The 17,038-nt window shown below is 44.1% G+C and carries 17 protein-coding genes; 13 read left to right on the top strand and 4 right to left on the bottom strand.

What is annotated here, in order from left to right:
* Positions 1-6: 6 nt before the first annotated feature.
* The 7 genes from BLW54_RS01935 (at position 7) to BLW54_RS01905 (ending at position 6,490) form a co-directional block, all read left to right on the top strand.
* A complete protein-coding gene (locus BLW54_RS01935) occupies positions 7-921 on the top strand; it encodes a hydroxymethylglutaryl-CoA lyase (RefSeq protein WP_208598908.1) in 915 nt (304 codons plus the stop codon).
* A 135-nt stretch (positions 922-1,056) separates the two neighbouring features.
* Positions 1,057-1,314 (top strand): hypothetical protein, encoded by a 258-nt coding sequence (locus BLW54_RS01930; protein ID WP_035506474.1) that lies wholly within the window; start codon positions 1,057-1,059, stop codon positions 1,312-1,314.
* A 3-nt stretch (positions 1,315-1,317) separates the two neighbouring features.
* Complete coding sequence (locus BLW54_RS01925; protein ID WP_035506472.1) at positions 1,318-2,805, top strand: sodium:solute symporter family protein; 1,488 nt, start codon at positions 1,318-1,320, stop codon at positions 2,803-2,805.
* Between the two features lie 47 nt (positions 2,806-2,852).
* A complete protein-coding gene (locus BLW54_RS01920; protein WP_244153460.1) occupies positions 2,853-4,094 on the top strand; it encodes an MFS transporter in 1,242 nt (413 codons plus the stop codon).
* Positions 4,095-4,118: 24 nt separating this feature from the next.
* Positions 4,119-4,727, top strand: a complete 609-nt coding sequence (locus BLW54_RS01915) for a flavin reductase family protein (protein WP_074733111.1) — start codon at positions 4,119-4,121, stop codon at positions 4,725-4,727.
* 235 nt (positions 4,728-4,962) lie between these two features.
* The gene (locus BLW54_RS01910) at positions 4,963-5,181 is read left to right on the top strand and encodes a hypothetical protein (protein WP_074733110.1); all 219 of its coding nucleotides are present in this window, start codon (positions 4,963-4,965) and stop codon (positions 5,179-5,181) included.
* A 259-nt stretch (positions 5,182-5,440) separates the two neighbouring features.
* A complete protein-coding gene (locus tag BLW54_RS01905; RefSeq protein ID WP_074733109.1) occupies positions 5,441-6,490 on the top strand; it encodes a lactonase family protein in 1,050 nt (349 codons plus the stop codon).
* Positions 6,491-6,690: 200 nt separating this feature from the next.
* On the opposite strand, the gene BLW54_RS01900 is transcribed toward BLW54_RS01905, so the two are convergent.
* Complete coding sequence (locus BLW54_RS01900) at positions 6,691-7,617, bottom strand: prenyltransferase (protein WP_074733108.1); 927 nt, start codon at positions 7,615-7,617, stop codon at positions 6,691-6,693.
* A 261-nt stretch (positions 7,618-7,878) separates the two neighbouring features.
* On the opposite strand from BLW54_RS01900, the gene BLW54_RS01895 reads away from it, so the two are divergent.
* On the top strand, positions 7,879-8,637 hold the full coding sequence (locus BLW54_RS01895) for a fumarylacetoacetate hydrolase family protein (RefSeq protein ID WP_074733107.1): 759 nt from the start codon (positions 7,879-7,881) through the stop codon (positions 8,635-8,637).
* A gap of 187 nt (positions 8,638-8,824) precedes the next feature.
* Here BLW54_RS01895 and BLW54_RS01890 read toward each other — a convergent pair whose 3' ends face one another.
* From BLW54_RS01890 to cidR, 3 genes are all read right to left on the bottom strand, one after another.
* On the bottom strand, positions 8,825-9,196 hold the full coding sequence (locus tag BLW54_RS01890) for a hypothetical protein (RefSeq protein ID WP_074733106.1): 372 nt from the start codon (positions 9,194-9,196) through the stop codon (positions 8,825-8,827).
* Complete coding sequence (locus BLW54_RS01885; RefSeq protein WP_074733105.1) at positions 9,171-9,725, bottom strand: acyl-CoA thioesterase; 555 nt, start codon at positions 9,723-9,725, stop codon at positions 9,171-9,173. Before BLW54_RS01885 ends, BLW54_RS01890 begins: the two co-directional genes overlap by 26 nt.
* 186 nt (positions 9,726-9,911) lie before the next feature.
* Complete coding sequence (cidR, locus tag BLW54_RS01880) at positions 9,912-10,817, bottom strand: cidABC operon transcriptional activator CidR (RefSeq protein WP_074733104.1); 906 nt, start codon at positions 10,815-10,817, stop codon at positions 9,912-9,914.
* A 342-nt stretch (positions 10,818-11,159) separates the two neighbouring features.
* Between cidR and BLW54_RS01875 the strand changes: the two genes are divergently transcribed.
* The 5 genes from BLW54_RS01875 to BLW54_RS01855 all read left to right on the top strand — a co-directional run bounded on the left by BLW54_RS01875 (position 11,160) and on the right by BLW54_RS01855 (position 17,017).
* The gene (locus BLW54_RS01875; RefSeq protein WP_074733103.1) at positions 11,160-11,816 is read left to right on the top strand and encodes a GntR family transcriptional regulator; all 657 of its coding nucleotides are present in this window, start codon (positions 11,160-11,162) and stop codon (positions 11,814-11,816) included.
* Between the two features lie 13 nt (positions 11,817-11,829).
* Positions 11,830-13,179, top strand: a complete 1,350-nt coding sequence (gene gabT / locus BLW54_RS01870; RefSeq protein ID WP_035506458.1) for a 4-aminobutyrate--2-oxoglutarate transaminase — start codon at positions 11,830-11,832, stop codon at positions 13,177-13,179.
* 17 nt (positions 13,180-13,196) lie between these two features.
* Positions 13,197-14,612 carry an NAD-dependent succinate-semialdehyde dehydrogenase gene (locus tag BLW54_RS01865; RefSeq protein WP_035506456.1) on the top strand — a complete coding sequence of 472 codons (1,416 nt, stop codon included), beginning with the start codon at positions 13,197-13,199 and terminating at the stop codon, positions 14,610-14,612.
* A gap of 28 nt (positions 14,613-14,640) precedes the next feature.
* Positions 14,641-15,603 carry an agmatinase gene (gene speB / locus BLW54_RS01860; protein WP_035506454.1) on the top strand — a complete coding sequence of 321 codons (963 nt, stop codon included), beginning with the start codon at positions 14,641-14,643 and terminating at the stop codon, positions 15,601-15,603.
* Between the two features lie 97 nt (positions 15,604-15,700).
* Positions 15,701-17,017, top strand: a complete 1,317-nt coding sequence (locus BLW54_RS01855; protein ID WP_083391478.1) for a YjiH family protein — start codon at positions 15,701-15,703, stop codon at positions 17,015-17,017.
* Positions 17,018-17,038 lie beyond the last annotated feature (21 nt).

Here is a 17,038-nt window from a genome sequence, read left to right as displayed (position 1 = left end):
GGCGTCGTGGAAAGGATTTATATCCAGGAAGTCGTAACAAGAGATGGCTTTCAAATGGAGGATCAATTTGTCCCTACAGAAAGGAAAATAGCCTTAATCGACCGTTTAAGTCATGCAGGGGTGGATAAGGTTGAGGTCACATCCTTTGTTTCTCCGAAAGCTGTCCCTAACTTAAGAGACGCTGAGGAAGTGATGGCAGGGATTGAACGCAAGCCGGGCGTGACGTATACGGCATTGATTCCAAATGTCAAAGGGGCAGAACGCGCAGCTGTCTGTCAAGCAGATGAAGTGAATCTAGTGGTTTCGGTCAGCGAAACACACAACCTGAAGAATGTACGCCGCACAGTGGACGAATCGTTTTCCAATTTTCATGATATAGCAGGTGTCCTTTCTGGAACAGGCATCCAAATGAATGGAACATTGGCCACGACTTTTGGTTGCCCGTTTGAAGGGCGTATGGATGAAGATCGCGTGATGGGACTGATCAACCAGTATCTTGCATTAGGGGCAGAGAGCATTACGCTCGCAGATACGACAGGAATGGCCACCCCGAAGCAAGTCTACCAATTATGTGAGAAGGTCCTTGATCGTTGGCCGGGGCTTCCGGTCACGCTGCATTTCCATAATACGCGTGGCATGGGTCTTGCGAACGTAATGGAAGGCATCCGTGCAGGTGTCACAAGGTTTGATGCCTCTTTAGGCGGCTTAGGCGGTTGTCCATTTGCCCCAGGTGCAACGGGAAACATTTGTACAGAGGATCTTGTTCACATGCTCGCTTTCATGGGATATGACGTGAATGTAAACCTTGATCAATTAATAGAGATATCGAAAGGCCTTGAAAAAACGTTAAACCATGAGCTTCCAGGTCAAATTATTAAAGCGGGTAAAATCACAGACCTGCATTCGACTTCTTACTCATAAAGGAGCATCTTTTTGATCTGGGAAGCCCTTTTGAAAAAAGTGAATCCGGCTTCTTCTTAAGGGACTGTGTACGTGAAGAACGGCTATTTTATATCATTCCAAATCTGAAAATTTTGAATTTAAGGAGGCGCCAAATTGGACAAACCCAAAAGAGAACCGATCAAAAACGGGAAACTATGGATTGTTTTTGGGGTTTTATTAGCTTTCATTACCCCTTGGTATTTTCCGACCAGCTTTGGTGAAATACTGATTTACGGAATCCCGCTTTGGGCACTGGTGATTATTTTTGCTTCTTTATTGTTGTCTGCCTTTCTATCTTACGTTTTAAAGTACCACTGGATGTTGGAAGAAGAGGAAGAGGAAAAAGAGGCAGAGAAGAAAGGGGCGAGGTAATTCATGGAATTAGCGTTTTCAGGTTGGTCAGGAATCCTCATTCTATTGATGTATGGGTTGATTATGTTGGGCGTGGGGATTACGACGTACTTACGTAATCGAAATATCCACCAGAGTTTAGATGAATATTATCTTGGTGGCCGAGGGCTTGGTGTTATGGTATTGTTTTTCACATTCTTTGCTACCCAATATAGTGGGAATACCGTGATTGGCTATCCTCCTTCTGCCTATCGTATGGGGTTTGAATACTTAGTATCGGTGCCTTTCTTCATTATGATTATCATGGCCTATTTATTATTTGCTCCGAGGTTATATTCGCTCGGTAAGAAATATAAGTTGGTCACTCCCGCTCAATGGTTTGAGAAACGTTTTAAATCGAAAGCCGTTACTATTCTTGCTGCCCTATTAATGTTATATGGATTAGGCAACTATTTGCTTGAACAACTGGTTGCGATTGGACAAGGGGTGTCTGGGTTAACTGGAGGAACGATTCCTTACCAAGTGGGTGTCATATTTTTCGTTATCATCATGGTGATTTATGGCTGGCTTGGGGGAATGCGTTCGGTCGCCTATACAGATACGATGCAAGGCATTGCCCTCTTGTTTGGTGTATTTATGCTTTTGATTGGTTCGATCGTTTACTTTGGGGGATTGCCGACATCAGCGGATTACATGCAAGCTTATTCCCCTGAAAAATTAGGAGTGCCTGATGGACCTGGGGTGGTCAATTGGTTCAGTTTGTTAGTTTTAATTGGGATAGGGGCCGCCGTTTATCCCCATGCCATTCAACGGATATTCGCTGCGAAAAATGAACGCACACTAAAACGCTCGTTCAGCCGGATGGCCTGGATGCCATTTTTAACTGCCGGGGTTGTGTTTATAATCGGGATTATCGGGATCAATGCTTTTCCGGGTTTATCAACAGGGGAATCTGAACAATTAGTTGGAATGATGGCGAGCGCTGTAGCGAGTCAGCATGTGGTTTTTTATTGGGCCATGGTCCTTTTGTTTGGTGGCGTGATTGCAGCGATTGTCTCAACAGCTGATTCGGTATTGCTTACCTTTTCTTCGATCATTTCCAATGATCTATACGGGACGTATATTAATCCTGAAGCTTCCCAGCATAAGAAGCTTCTAGTAGGGAAGCTCGTAGGTCTTGTGGCGGTAGGAATTCTTATTTTAGTGGCATGGTTTCCACCGGGAACGCTGTATCAAATATTTGTATTGAAATTTGAACTTCTCATTCAAATAGCTCCAGGTCTCATTCTAGGGTTGTATTGGAATCGTCTTCATTCTAAGGCCGTATTTGCAGGGATGCTTACAGGTACGATCATAGCTTCTGTCATGACGATATTCGACTATTCCTTGCTCGGAGTCGCGAACGGATTATGGGGGCTTCTTATCAATCTAGGAGTCTGTGTCATAGGAAGTCTTGTCGTGAGTGTTTCTGTAGGGGAAGAAAAAGAAGCGAAACAAGTGATCGGGATGTAATGAGGAATAGGAACAAAAAGTAGTTTTATAGAAAAGAGATGAGTCTAGTGAGAAATGAAGCCATGGATTTAGCACATACAGAATCGTATAGCCCTTGGCGAATGTTATGGTGGCTGCTTATGGCCCAGATTATGGTTGCATTCATCGGGCGGAGTCTTGGACCGCTAAGTGTATTCATTGAGGAGGATCTATCTTTAACCAAAGCACAAGTTGGCCTTCTGCCGTCTGCCTTATTTCTGGGGCAGGCGGTTGCTTCTATTCCAATGGGCCTTTTATCGGATCGTTTTGGTTCCAGGCCATTATTGGCGTTTATGTCTTCCATCCTGGGCATCAGCTTTTTGATGATGACCTTTCAGACCACCTACTGGGTCGTTCTGCTGCTTATTATGGTTGGTGGAATTGGGTATGGAGGGATGCATCCGACCACAAACCGTGGCATTGTTTATTGGTTCAGTCAAAAGAAAAGAGGAACCGCCATGGGAATTAAACAAATGGGCATTACATTTGGATCGGCGCTATCAGCCATTTTATTAATTCCCCTTGCTGAGACATACGGCTGGCGAACCGTCGTATTGATTTCCTGTTTTGTATTAATAGCGGCAGGCGTGATCGCCTACGTCCTGTATCGGGACCCCAAAAATGAGACACCTGTCCAACAACAGAAACCATCCCTGAGTTCTACCTTCTCCTCGCTTACCCTTATGGCTAAAAATAAACCGCTGTTGTTTATTAGTCTCAGTGCGATGGGGATCAATGGGTCACAAATGTGTTTAAATACATACCTTGTTCTTTTTACCTATGAGCAAATCGGGATCCATTTAGTCTTAGCTGGACTATTATTAGTCTTTTCTGAAGCAGGGGGGTCTCTAGGAAGAATCGTCTGGGGAGTGATCAGTGATCGAATCTTTGGAGGAGAACGGTTGAAGGTGATGGTCATTATTGTCATCATCACCCTGGTCATAAGCGCTGTTGTCGCTTTTCTCCCTAAAGGAACCCCGTATGGACTTCTGGTTCCATTGTTCTTCGTGTTCGGATTCGCCGTATCAGGGTTTAATGGGATATGGATGAACCTGGCTTCTGAACTTGTCCCTAAAGAACAGGCAGGTTTGTCCAGTGGATTCAGCATTACGTTAGGTTCCTTGGGGGTCATCCTTTTCCCGCCTTTGTTCGGTCTCATTGTCGATCAAAGCCAAGGGTATACGCTCGGATGGCTGATGATTTCTGTTCTGATGATTATGGTGATAGTCCTCCTCCATCGTTTAAATAAAATGGAAAGAACTGCTTATTAAACATGAACAGGAGCTGAGTAACCCATGAAGTTTTCTCCGAATGAACTAGATACTCAACACGTGTATAAATTATTGTCAGGATCTGTCGTACCGCGCCCGATCGCCTGGGTATCAACGATATCCACGGAGGGCCTTTTGAATTTGGCTCCCTACAGCTTTTTTACCGTAGCATCGAGAAACCCGCCCATGTTATGTATATCCGTTGGACCGGGCGTGGGAGAGAGAGAAGGGACAGTCAAAGATACGTTAGAAAATATTCGATCCACACAAGAGTTTGTCATCAATATATCTTCCACCCCACTAGGAAATGAAGTGCAAAAATCTGCCGAGAATTTTCCTAGTGACATTGATGAATTTGCAGAAGCGGGGCTCACACCGATGAATAGTGAAAAAGTAAAGGCCAAGCGTGTGAAGGAAGCCCCGATTCAAATGGAATGTAAACTAAATCAAATCATCAAGCTTGGCAGCGATCACTTAATTATCGGCGAGATGGTTTTCTATCACATCCAGGAGGATTATTATATGGAAGAATATAAAGTAGATCTGGATCAGTTGCGTCCGCTGGGGCGTCTGGCGAATGTGTTCAGCGAAAGTAAACATTTTTTCTCCTTACCTGATGAACATTTAAAATAACCTTTGGAAAAGTGCTTGCCCCTAATCACTAGCAGGGGCAGGTACTTTATTTTTTAAGGAAAAAGCGTCCCCTGTTGTCGAGTTTCGCTTTTTCCGGAGCGTCCTTCTATTTATATAAAGGAAACCCTGGTCCTTTAGTGAGAATTCATAGGGCTTCAAGCAGGAAAATCACTAGATCATGTCGTAAATAATACGTGAAAAGATTAAAGGTAAGAACGAATAAGGGGGCAGACACATGGCAGAATTATCTTCGATGAAGCAAGCCGTTGAGGGATTACGGGAGAAGGGACTCTCCAATAGGGAGATTCTGAGTAACGTAGATAACAGCCATTTTCCGTTTGACGATGAAGAAGTAGTCATGACCTTTATTGATTTGCAAATTGAATGTTCCTCTGACGAAGATTTTGACAAGTTAGTGGCCTATTTATATGGCTTTGATTTAGAAAAACAATAAATGGACACTTTTTTAGAAAAGGTGTTACATGCGCTGCAGAAAATGGAACCATTTGATGCAAGAATCCTCGCTATGAAGAATATTCATAGGGAGGGTTTTTTACGACTGGCCGTTATTTTATTTATGAACTACTTCGCCTTTGAACGCAACATTACATAGGTCCCTTAAGGGCTTTGGAGAGTGCATTCGTTTATGAGATAATGAACAGGGATCATGGAGCTAATGAAAGAGGTATTCTAATACTTAAAGGAGTTTTATTATGGCAAAGTATGTTGGATATGTTGGAACTTATACAAAACAGGATAGTAAAGGCGTGTATCAGTTCACGCTTGATACAGACAACAAAGAATTAAGAGATGTGAAATTAGCGGCTGAATTAGAAAACCCTACCTATGTGACGGTGAGTGATGATGATCAGAATTTATATGCGGTCACGAAACAGGGGGAAAATGGCGGTGTTACGGCCTTTTCCATTAATGAGGAAACAGGGGAGTTAACCAAACTTAATAGTCAAACCGCTGCAGGATCTCCTCCGTGCCATGTGAGCGTAGATCATGGGAAAAGCACGGTAGTAACAGCCAATTATCATACAAAGAACATTGCATCTTATCTAACAAAGGAGGATGGATCCCTGAATCCGGCCACTTCTGTTGTGGAACACGAAGGTACGGGTCCACATGAGCGACAAGAAAAACCGCACTTGCATTTTGCAGGCTTCACACCAGATGAAAACTACGTCATTGCGATTGACCTGGGAAGTGATCGTGTAATCACTTACGCTGCAGACCATGGAAAATTAACTCAGGTTCAAGTATTCAACACACCCGCTGGTGCAGGACCAAGACACATCACTTTCCATCCCAATCAAAAGTTCGCCTATGTAATGACCGAGCTTAGTTCAGACGTTCTTGTGCTTCATTATGATGAGAAAGATGGAAGTTTCACAGAACAACAGACCATCTCAACGATCCCGGATGACTTTAATGAAACAAATGATGGCAGTGCGATTCATATTTCCTTAGATGGACAATATGTCTATGCGGGAAATCGTGGACATAACTCCATTGCGGTCTATAAGGTGGATCAAGACTCTGGTCAATTAACGTTTATGGAATGGACGTCAACCGAAGGCAATTGGCCGCGTGACTTTGTACTGGACCCATCCGAAGAATTCCTTATCGCTACAAACCAAAAGTCAAACACGATGACATTGTTTGAAAGAGATAAAGCTACAGGAAAGCTATCCCTCATTCAATCGGGCGTTCATGTTCCAGAACCCGTTTGTGTGAAATTTATTGGCGGTGCTTAATCCCATTCCTCCTGGAGAAAAAAAGAAAGCGGATTTTGTGCCCCTTTTTAATAAGTCAGCCCTCGTCCAATAAAAGGACGAGGGCTGACTTTTCTTGTACGTAAAGAAGGGATGGGGGCATGCCCGGAGGATGTGGTCCTCGCTAAAAGAGTATAGGATTCAGCTGAGTGCTTTTGATAAAAGAATCTGGAGATCAGACTCTATATAAAAATACCTAGCCAAACTGCGTTGATCATAGCTAAAACTAAAATGATTTTTTCATAATTGGATACCTGCTGAGGATCGTTCACATCCATTTTGACAATGAAACGGATGGCGATGGCCACAATGACTACCATTCCAAACGCGGCCCATATTCGCTCCATGCCTAACCAAAAGGCGCACAGACCTGTAATGGCAAAGTAAAAGAGAGCAGGCAGACGGCTAAATGCAGGTCCGAATTTGTTTGCCGCCCAAACGACGCTTGTCTGTTTGATGGGATGGGCTTGTTGGTCAGCTTCACGATCAGGGATATGGTGGACCATCACCCAGGCGATACAGAAAATAGCGTTAATGGCCGCATTTTGAACCGCCCATTCTGGCAGCGTATCAAAGGTTAACCAGGCTCCGGCAAGTCCAAGAAATAGAACGGATGGAAAAGTAGCGAACCATTCCCCGACAAAAGGGCGGTAGCTTAATCTTAATGGGGGAAGAGAGTAGGAAATGGCGCCCCAAAGCCCGATAGCTAACAAGATAGACAATTTGTAAAATTCAAAGACGGCTAAAGCGGCTGTTGTCATCAGTAAGAGGATGATTAGCCCTTTGCCGACGCGCCACATCATCTGGGAAGACATCAAACCGGTTTGGATCACCCGGCTTCCGCCAGATAAGATGGCTGGACTATGGGCATCCGTTCCTGACTGATCGTCGATATAATCATTCAAAAGATGTGTCAATCCTCCATGGATGATGAAAGCACCGATGATTAAGAGTGTAAAAGTAATCATCAATTGATTGCCTGAAATGGGAAAGTAAAGGTATAGAGGCAACACGGTGGAAACGATCGTGGCGACGCTAGAAGAGATGACGGCCACAGATCGAAGCAATAACCAACCGGTTTTTATGGTAGAGAGGGCTTGACTGAACATAGGTTTCAACTCCTTTTATGTAGTCTTTCTAATTGGGTGGACGATCCCGCAGACAAAGGGGCTAGGTGAGACGCCGGATTGTTTCCCAATCCCCCAGGGCCTTCAATAATAGAAATGAAGAGTGGCCTTACTTGTACATACCCGAATGAGAATCGAATCAAGCGTAGGTGAAATCGATCCTTTTCCTTTTAAGAGAAGAAGTTTACAATTAATGATTAAGAACATTATGAAAACTATATCATTTCACTAGGGGGAAAGCATATGAAATACCTTCGTTATCGAAAAGATGGAGAAAATTACTTTGGTGTATTGGAAGGCGATACGATTACAGAGCTCAATGGTGATTTCTTGAAAGGGAATGCCGAAAAAAGCTCTATTACATATGGACTGGATGAAGTAACTGTCTTGTCACCCGTCGAGCCGTCTCAAGTAATCGGCATCGGTCTTAATTACGCTCTCCATGCAGAAGAAACGGGAAAACCGCTGCCGGAAGAACCGATGATGTTCATGGTTTCACCAAGCGCTGTCATCTCCGAAGGCGAAGAAATTGAACTTCCAACGCTTGATCACCGAATCGATTATGAAGCAGAACTTGCTGTCGTTATTGGGAAAGAGGCGAAAAACGTATCTGAAGAGGATGCGCTCTCTTACGTGTTCGGATACACGATCGGGAATGATGTCTCTGATCGCCATTTGCAAAAGAAAGACGGGCAATTTACCCGAGCGAAGTCTTTTGCCACTTTTAAACCTCTTGGCCCTGTAATTGAAACAGAGCTCGACCCGAATCATACAGGTGTCAAGCTTACTTTAAATGGGGAAGTCAAACAGCAATCGAATACCAATGATTTGATTCACAAGATAGAAAAGCTGCTTGTGAAGGTAACAGAAGTGATGACACTTCAGCCTGGGGATGTCATCTTGACAGGGACGCCATCGGGAGTGGGCGCACTCTCTCCTGGAGATAAGGTGGAAATAGAAATTGAAGGAATCGGAAAGCTGACCAACTATGTGAAGAAATAACAGAGGAAGAACCTTGCACTTGTGCAAGGTTCTTATTTATAGGTTGTGAAAGTTTAAGTGTAGAACATTACACCTGCTGCTTCATAGACATATGGATCAGGAACAACGAGCTCACGAAGAAGCTGATCCAAAAGAATGTCCGACAAAGACAAGCCGCCAGCAAGGACTAGTCCTCCTGGCGGTTTTCTTATTTAATAATGGTGGAACCTTTTAATAGCTCCGGTTTAGCTCCAAGAATCAATAAGAATAGTTTAGCGTCTCCAATATCACGATATTGATCTAAGACTTCTTTGACGACAGGGAAATCCTCGTGATTTTTTAGCTTGTCCACTTCTTTTTTGTAAAGAGACAGAATGGATCCTTTGACGAATTCCGGGTAGGTAGAGGCTAAGTCTTCTTCCATCAGTAAGGCCCCCATATAGCCATACTTGATTTGCAGTTGACGAGTGAAGCTGACTACATGTGTCAACGTTTCATAGACATCAGGATAACGGCGGCTGACTTCTTCCAGGTCTCTTTTCGCTTCATACAATTCATCCAAACTGGCTAACTTCAACATGATGATCCTCTCCTTCTTCCCATGGTTTTTCTAGTTTAATAATTTCGGTAAGCTGAGCGCTGTGCTCTCTCCGGATTCTTCGTGTTTTGGCACGTTCTTCGCCAGATTGGTAAAGGAATTTCTCTTCCTCTGTCTCTGGGATGACTGCAGGGACTTTAATGGCTCTTTTATTTTCATCGAGGGCCACGAAAGTTAAGAAAGCAGTCGCTGCCATGCGACGGTGGCCGGTAATCATGTCTTCCGCAATCACTTTACAGAAGATCTCCATGGATTTGTTTCCTGTATAGGAGACAAAGGATTCGACGCAGACAGAATCCGTTTGGTGAATCGGGTGTAAGAAATCAATGGAGTCCGTTGAAGCGGTGACACATTCCTTCACACGGGCATGTCGTCTGGCAGATAAGGTGGCGTTATTGTCCAGTTTTTTCATGAGGACACCGCCAAACAATGTATTGTAATTGTTTAGGTCGTTAATCATCACTTGATCTGTATTAATGACTAAACTTTCTTTGGTGCGTTTCGCTTCCATGAGTTTGCCTCCTCTAGTGGTTTGGTAGTTCATTGGAACCTCAAGACATGTCTTTGTGTTCGTTGATAAATTCAGTGTACGAGTGAATGTTCGAGAAGTGAAATAGCAAATTATCATGTGCTGGATAGCCTCTGTCTATGTAAATGCTTTCACTCATTGACTTTTTGCATAAAAAAAGGATCAGCTTCAACTTAAAGCTGATCCTCTTGCGTCTGTACTTAATCGATCTTGGGTATACACGAGCCATTCCTTGGTGGCATAGGAGATGTATTGGTCTTTCGGCCAGATGATGGCAAGCTCCCAGGCGATGGAAGGCTTGATAACCTTGATGCGCTTCACTTCCTGCGTAAGTAATTCGGCCACGCTTTTGGGAAGGATGGAAATACCGAGATTGGAAGCAATCATTTTGCCGATGAAGTCCCACTGAGAGCTTTCTGATATGACCTTTGGAATGAAGCCGGCTTCTTTGCAGGAAGAGGTAATCCGGTCGTTCAAAACAAAGTCTTTATTGAACAGAATGAACGAATCGTCTTTTAGTTCTTCCAAGCGAATTTGCTTTCTTCCCGCTAATGGATGGGCAGGAGGAAGGATGACCTCCAACTCTTCACTTAAAAGAAAGAAGTGATCGAATCGGTCCTCTTGCGTCGGTAAAACGGTGATCCCAACATCGAGTTCTTCCTGAAGGATATTTTCTTCAATTCTTTTTGCCCCGTCCTCCACGAGTTGAAAGGTAATGTGTGGATACTGTTCATGAAAGCCTCCGAGAATTTGGATGATTTGGTCGGCATCCATAATCGGCGGGAGCCCCACCCGGATGTGCCCTTTTTTGAGGCCTAATAAATCATTGAGTTGGGTGTTGAGATTCTCAAAAGCGTTATCAATGGTTTTGGCTTGCATTAGAATCAGCCTTCCAGCATCCGTGAGGATGACTTTCTTTCGCGTTCGTTCAAACAGTTCTACCCCGAGGTCTTCTTCCAGGTTTTTAATCATTTTGCTGATGGTCGGCTGTGAAATAAACAAGTGTTCCGCTGCCTTGGTGAAACTTTGGAAACGGGCGACTTCGATGAAATATTGCAAATGGCGGATGTCCATCGATTGAATCTCCTTTGTTTTAGTATCTGGTTATGTTCCATCATAAAGAGATGGTTGGATTCTATCAATGGGAGAGTCTGATTAAAGGTCAGCTATTTTTTCTTGTAGCTTTAGGGAGGGCGGGCTCTCAACGGTGACATTGGTTGTTAAGTAATCATGCTGAAATCCTCTAGCAACGGTTCATAGTTTTTGTTTACTAAAGGATAGTTTGAGGATAGGAAAAGGAGCAGATAAACAAATCTATAAAATTCAGAAAAGTTGTGGAAATCTGAATAGTTTTGTTATAGAATGATTGTATATTAAGATTGTATACAATTTATTAAAACAATTGGTGGTAGAAAAATGATCAAACAGAAGAACGAAGATATTGCTTATGAAAAAATTAAACGCGCCATGATGCTGAAGCGATTGGTAGCTGGCCAGCGTGTAACGGAAGAATGGGTAGGGAATGAGCTGAAAATGAGCCGTACGCCCATCCGAGCAGCTTTTAATAGGCTTGAAAATGAGGGCCTTATGGAACTCGTCCCACATCGAGGAGCTTTTGTATGCAATCCATCGGATAAAGAACTGGAGGATGTGTTTAACCTTCGGATCGTGCTGGAGAGTTATGCAGCCGAATTAGCCGTCCACCAAATGACGGAAGAAAACTTTCAAGAGATGGATCAGTTATTAGAAGAAGAAAGGAAGGCTTACGAGAAAAAGGATTATGAAGAGTTCTTACGAATCAATGCCCAGATTCATGCTTATCCAGCTAGAGTAGCTCAAAATAAATTTCTACTACAGGAAGTAGAAAAGTTGAATCAATGGTCAGACTGTTACCTCATTTTGCGGGATAATTTCTATTCGACGCCAATGAATCAAGCTCTTTCGATTCCTGAGCACCAGGGAGTCGTGACAGCGTTGAAAAAGCGGGACATTGCGGCGGCTAAGAAAGCCATAGAAGCTCATATGCTTTCTACGCTAAATGATCTTTCTGAACGAACATCCATATTTAATTAAGGGAGGATTTTAAATGACCAAACAGGCTTCTATACAAACGAATTTACCAGGACCAAAGGCGAGTGATCTATTAGAGCGACGTCATCGCATTGTACCGGATGCGGTCAGTTATGGGATACCAACGTTTGCTGAAAAAGCGGACGGGGCTAAGATCACAGATGTGGATGGTAATACGTTTATTGATTTTGCCGGGGCTATTGGAACCATCAATGTCGGCCATTGTCACCCGACAGTGCGAAAGGCCCTGCACGATCAAGTGGATAAGTATATCCATACGGGTTTCAACGTGATGATGTATGAACCGTATGTAGAGTTAGCAGAAAAACTGGCGGCGCTTGCTCCTGGGACTCATGACAAGAAGGTATTACTCCAAAATAGCGGGGCTGAAGCTGTTGAAAATGCGGTGAAGATAGCTAGAAAGTACACAGGAAGACAATCGATCGTTACCTTTGAAAACGCTTTCCACGGACGGACATTGATGACGATGTCGATGACCAGCAAAGTGAAGCCTTATAAATTTGGATTTGGACCATTTGCCCCTGAGGTATATAAGGCCCCTTTCCCTTACCCTTACCGCAAACCAAAAGCGATGAGTGATGAGGAATACAACGAGTACATGATTGAAGAATTCAAAAAGTTCTTCGTGACAGAAGTAGCGCCAGAAACGGTTGCAGCCGTTGTAATGGAGCCTGTCCAGGGAGAGGGAGGATTTATTGTTCCGGACCCGAGATTCGTCCGAGCAGTAAAAACTCTGTGTGAGGAACATGGCATCCTTTTTGTAGCAGATGAAATTCAAACAGGTTTTGGACGTACAGGGAAATATTTTGCCATCGAGCATTATGATGTCATCCCAGATTTGATTACCGTATCCAAATCTCTTGGAGCAGGGACGCCAATCAGTGGGGTAATAGGAAGAAGGGAAGTAATGGATGCATCAGGACCTGGGGAACTGGGAGGTACATATAGTGGGAATCCTTTGGGATGTCGAGCTGCCATAGCTGCCATTGATGTGATTGAAGATGAGGGGCTGAACGATCGTGCGGATCAGATCGGTAAGGCGATAAAAAGCAAGTTCAGCCAATTGGCAGAAGATCTAGATTGCATCGGCGAAGTACGTGGCCTTGGGGCTATGGTTGCCGTTGAAATGGTTACCGACAAGGATTCGAAGGAACCGGATAAAGGACTGACACAAAAAATAATTGCACAAGCACAACGGGAAGGGTTATTAGTGTTGGGAGCGGGATTATACGGAAATGTCATTCGCTTTTTAATGCCTCTTGTCATTACTGATGAGGAATTGGAAGAGGGACTCGCTATTTTAGAAAAAGCAATGAAAAACTGCTATACACCACAATTTGCTTAAAAAGAGGAGGATGATCTATGAATATTGTCGTAGACGGTGAAAACATACAAACAGAAAAAACATTCCCTGTTTATAATCCAATCAATCAAGAATGGCTGGCTTCTGTACCAGACGCGGGAGAGGATGAGGCCAAGCGTGCGGTCGAAGCCGCCCATAGGGCCTTCCATAATTGGAAACATACGACCGCAGATGAGAGGTCTGTCTTTCTTCAGAGATGGTTTCAATTAATTGAAGATCATACGGATGAGTTGGCAGAAGTGATGACCAGGGAACAGGGAAAACCGCTTAAAGAAGCGAGAGGCGAAATAGGCTATGCGAACAGTTATATTTCCTGGTTTGCAGAAGAGGCCAAGCGTATCTATGGTCAAACGATTCCTGCATCAAAACCGGATAAGCGGATTCTCATCCAAAAGCAGCCCGTAGGTGTGGTAGCAGCTATTACTCCATGGAACTTCCCGGCAGCTATGATCACAAGAAAAGTGGCGCCAGCAATCGCGGCTGGATGCACGGTTCTTATCAAACCGGCGGAACAAACGCCTTTAACCGCGTTAAGATTGGTCGAGTTAGCTCATGAAGCGGGTGCTCCTCCAGGGTTAATCAATATTTTAACAGGGGATGCGGAAACAATCAGCAATGTATGGATGTCTGATTCCAGAGTAACCAAGCTTTCATTTACTGGCTCGACGGAAGTCGGAAAACTATTGATGAAAAAATCGGCGGATACGATGAAGCGAATATCATTAGAGTTGGGAGGTCAGGCCCCTTTTATCGTCCTTCCAGATGCTGACCTGGATAAAGCGGTAGCGGGAGCGATCGCTTCTAAATTCAGAAATGCCGGCCAAACGTGTATTTGTTCCAACCGTTTCTTCGTGCACGAGTCGATTGTGGATACGTTCACCGAAAAATTGAAGGCAGCCGTGGAGGCATTGAAAGTCGGAGATGGCATGGATCCTGAAACAGACATCGGCCCATTGATTGATCAGGGCGCTTATGAAAAAGTGATCAAGCATATGGAAGATGCTGTCGACAATGGGGCAGAGATAGTCACAGGAGGTGCAGGCGATCCATCAGAAGGAAGTTTTTTCATTCAACCAACGATCCTAAAAAACGTAACGGATTCCATGCTTTGCATGAACGAAGAAACATTCGGTCCTCTGGTTCCGATCGCTTCTTTTTCAGATGAATCGTCTGCTATTGAACGGGCCAATGATACCCCATTTGGGCTAGCGGCTTATCTGTTCACTGAAAACATTAGTAAAGCGTTGACCTTATCAGAAAAACTGGATTATGGCATTGTTGGCCTGAATGACGGTTCTCCATCTGCAGCACAAGCGCCGTTCGGCGGATTTAAAGAAAGTGGAATGGGTAGAGAAGGAGGGCCGCAAGGGATCGAGGAATACCTTGAAACCAAATATATCTCTTTGGGAGTCTAATTTAACAACTGGAAAAGGAGTTTTTTAGATGTATAAACCTATAGATTCTTCATTATCCCCACGGTTTTGTGGGGTGAGTACATTTATGAGATTGGAAGCTATCAAAACGGAAGAGAATGTGGACTTTGCGGTTTTGGGAGTACCTTTTGATACAGCAGCCTCTAACCGTACTGGCCAGAGGGGCGGGCCGCAGCATATCCGTAATTCTTCCGTCCTTCTTCGTCCTTACAATCCTGATCAGGACATCAACATTTTCGATTACGCATCAGGGGTGGACTATGGCGATATTGATGTCATTCCAGGTAATGTTCATCGTACGTACGATAACATCGTGGAAGGATTGGAACCGCTCCTCGACCAATCTGTGACGCCAATCATTTTAGGTGGGGATCATTCGATATCTTTGGGGAATCTTCGTGCCTTCCATAAGAAATATGGGAAGATGGCTTTTGTTCATTTCGATTCGCATGGAGACACGTGGGACAATTACTACGGAGAAAAGTATATGCATGGAACCCCGTTCCGCAGAGCTGTTGAGGAAGGGCTTCTTGATATGGAGCGTTCTATACAAATCGGATTAAGAGGCCCTCTTTATGGACCGGAAGACATTAAAGATGCGGAAGAACTTGGATTTGAAGTGTTGACAATGAACGATGTCCGTAGAATGGGAGTGGAAAAAGTCCTTGAGAGAGTACACGAGAAAATAGGCCCGGATCACCCCGTGTTTGTTAGTTTCGATATTGACTTTGTCGACCCTGCCTATGCTCCGGGGACGGGTACCCCAGAAGTGGCTGGTCCGACAAGTTATGAAGCACTGCAGTGTGTCCGAGGACTGCATGGTCTCAATTTCGTAGGCTTTGACTTAGTGGAAGTTCTGCCGACTTATGACGCTGGAAATATCACAGCCGGTCTCGCTTCTGCTGTTGGTTATGAAATGATCAGTCTTGTAGCGATGAAAAAGAGAGCAGAACAAAAGGCTCTGACTAGTTAAGAACATTTGAGAAGGGGGAATTTCTTTGCACTCGCAGGAAAAAGTAGACGATTGGACAGAAGAAGTGTACTCACCGTCATTCTCGAAAAAGGATTATATGAAGTTTATCATTCCATCGTTGATTGGTGCTTTGCTCTTTTTAGCACCAATCTACTACGATAACAAAGTCACGATCGGGGTCGGCATCATGGCCGAATTCTTTCAATCCTTTTTTGAAGGTTATCTGTACATCTTTATGACGATCATTTTAACATTGTCTGCCTTAGGGGCGATCTATACAAAAATTGCCAAACCAGGCTGGATCATGACATCGGACTTTCTCCAATCCTTATTCCATCTCCATCCCTTTTGGCTGATCATCCGAATGATAGGGGCAGTCTTTGCGATATGTACAATATTCCAGTGGGGGCCATCTTGGTTATACGCTGACATTACAGGAGGAACCGTCCTTTACTCGTTAATTCCTGTTCTAACCACATGGTTTTTATTTGCAGGCTTATTGATGCCGCTCATTTTAGAATTTGGATTGATGGAATTTATCGGCTCTATTTTCCGCAAAATTATGCAGCCTATTTTCAAACTGCCTGGTCGATCCTCCATTGACGCCTTTGCTTCCTGGATGGGAAGCGGAACGGTGGGCGTCCTCATCACAACACGCCAATACGAAGAAGGGTTTTACACCAAACGGGAAGCCTCGGTTATTGCGACAACGTTTTCGGTTGCTTCCATTGCCTTCAGCTTAGTCGTCATTACCTTCATCGGCCTTGAGCATCTCTTTCTGCCATTCTATGCAACCATCGTAGTCGCAGGGTTTGCTGCCGCTGTCATTTGTCCGCGAATTCCACCTCTATCGAAGAAGAAAGACGAATATTATGAACCTGTGGGAAAACAAATTAGTGAAGCCGTCCCTGAGGATACTTCTAACTTCCAGTGGGGGCTTGCAAAGGCAGTGGAAAAAGCTCAGAAAGTCCAAAGTTTTAAACAAGTCGCCAAAAAAGGTGTACATAACGTTGTCGATATATGGTTTGGGCTTTTGCCACTCGTGATGGCACTTGGAACCATCGCGCTTATCTTAGCTGAATTCACACCGGTATTTACTTACCTTTCCTATCCATTGATCGGGTTCTTGAATCTCCTGCAAATTCCGTCTGCTGCTGAAACAGCCCCGGCTATTCTTGTTGGGTTTGCGGATATGTTCCTGCCTGCCGTGGTAGGGAGTGGCATTGAGAGTGAGCTTTCTCGTTTTGTCATTGCGGCTGTATCCGTTACTCAGCTCATTTATATGTCTGAAGTAGGGATCTTGCTGATTAAGTCCAAAATTCCTGTCGGCTTTGTCGATCTTATCGTCATTTTCCTCCAACGGACATTGATTACCTTGCCTATTATTGCAGTAATGGCTCATTTGTTCTTTTAGATCTATCAGCAAGCGGAAGAT

Origin of the sequence: Halobacillus karajensis, from assembly GCF_900108515.1 — a bacterium.
Taxonomy (GTDB): domain Bacteria; phylum Bacillota; class Bacilli; order Bacillales; family Halobacillaceae; genus Halobacillus; species Halobacillus karajensis.
This window is presented reverse-complemented; position numbering and strand designations above follow the sequence as displayed.

Bases quoted from the DNA above. Each gene is read 5' to 3' on its own strand.
- BLW54_RS01925 (WP_035506472.1), top strand. From the start codon at position 1,318: ATGGAATTAGCGTTTTCAGGTTGGTCAGGAATCCTCATTCTATTGATG.
- BLW54_RS01915 (WP_074733111.1), top strand. From the start codon at position 4,119: ATGAAGTTTTCTCCGAATGAACTAGATACTCAACACGTGTATAAATTA.
- BLW54_RS01910 (WP_074733110.1), top strand. From the start codon at position 4,963: ATGGCAGAATTATCTTCGATGAAGCAAGCCGTTGAGGGATTACGGGAG.
- BLW54_RS01905 (WP_074733109.1), top strand. From the start codon at position 5,441: ATGGCAAAGTATGTTGGATATGTTGGAACTTATACAAAACAGGATAGT.
- BLW54_RS01900 (WP_074733108.1), bottom strand. From the start codon at position 7,617: ATGTTCAGTCAAGCCCTCTCTACCATAAAAACCGGTTGGTTATTGCTT.
- BLW54_RS01895 (WP_074733107.1), top strand. From the start codon at position 7,879: ATGAAATACCTTCGTTATCGAAAAGATGGAGAAAATTACTTTGGTGTA.
- BLW54_RS01890 (WP_074733106.1), bottom strand. From the start codon at position 9,196: ATGTTGAAGTTAGCCAGTTTGGATGAATTGTATGAAGCGAAAAGAGAC.
- BLW54_RS01885 (WP_074733105.1), bottom strand. From the start codon at position 9,725: ATGGAAGCGAAACGCACCAAAGAAAGTTTAGTCATTAATACAGATCAA.
- cidR (WP_074733104.1), bottom strand. From the start codon at position 10,817: ATGGACATCCGCCATTTGCAATATTTCATCGAAGTCGCCCGTTTCCAA.
- BLW54_RS01875 (WP_074733103.1), top strand. From the start codon at position 11,160: ATGATCAAACAGAAGAACGAAGATATTGCTTATGAAAAAATTAAACGC.
- gabT (WP_035506458.1), top strand. From the start codon at position 11,830: ATGACCAAACAGGCTTCTATACAAACGAATTTACCAGGACCAAAGGCG.
- BLW54_RS01865 (WP_035506456.1), top strand. From the start codon at position 13,197: ATGAATATTGTCGTAGACGGTGAAAACATACAAACAGAAAAAACATTC.
- speB (WP_035506454.1), top strand. From the start codon at position 14,641: ATGTATAAACCTATAGATTCTTCATTATCCCCACGGTTTTGTGGGGTG.
- BLW54_RS01855 (WP_083391478.1), top strand. From the start codon at position 15,701: ATGAAGTTTATCATTCCATCGTTGATTGGTGCTTTGCTCTTTTTAGCA.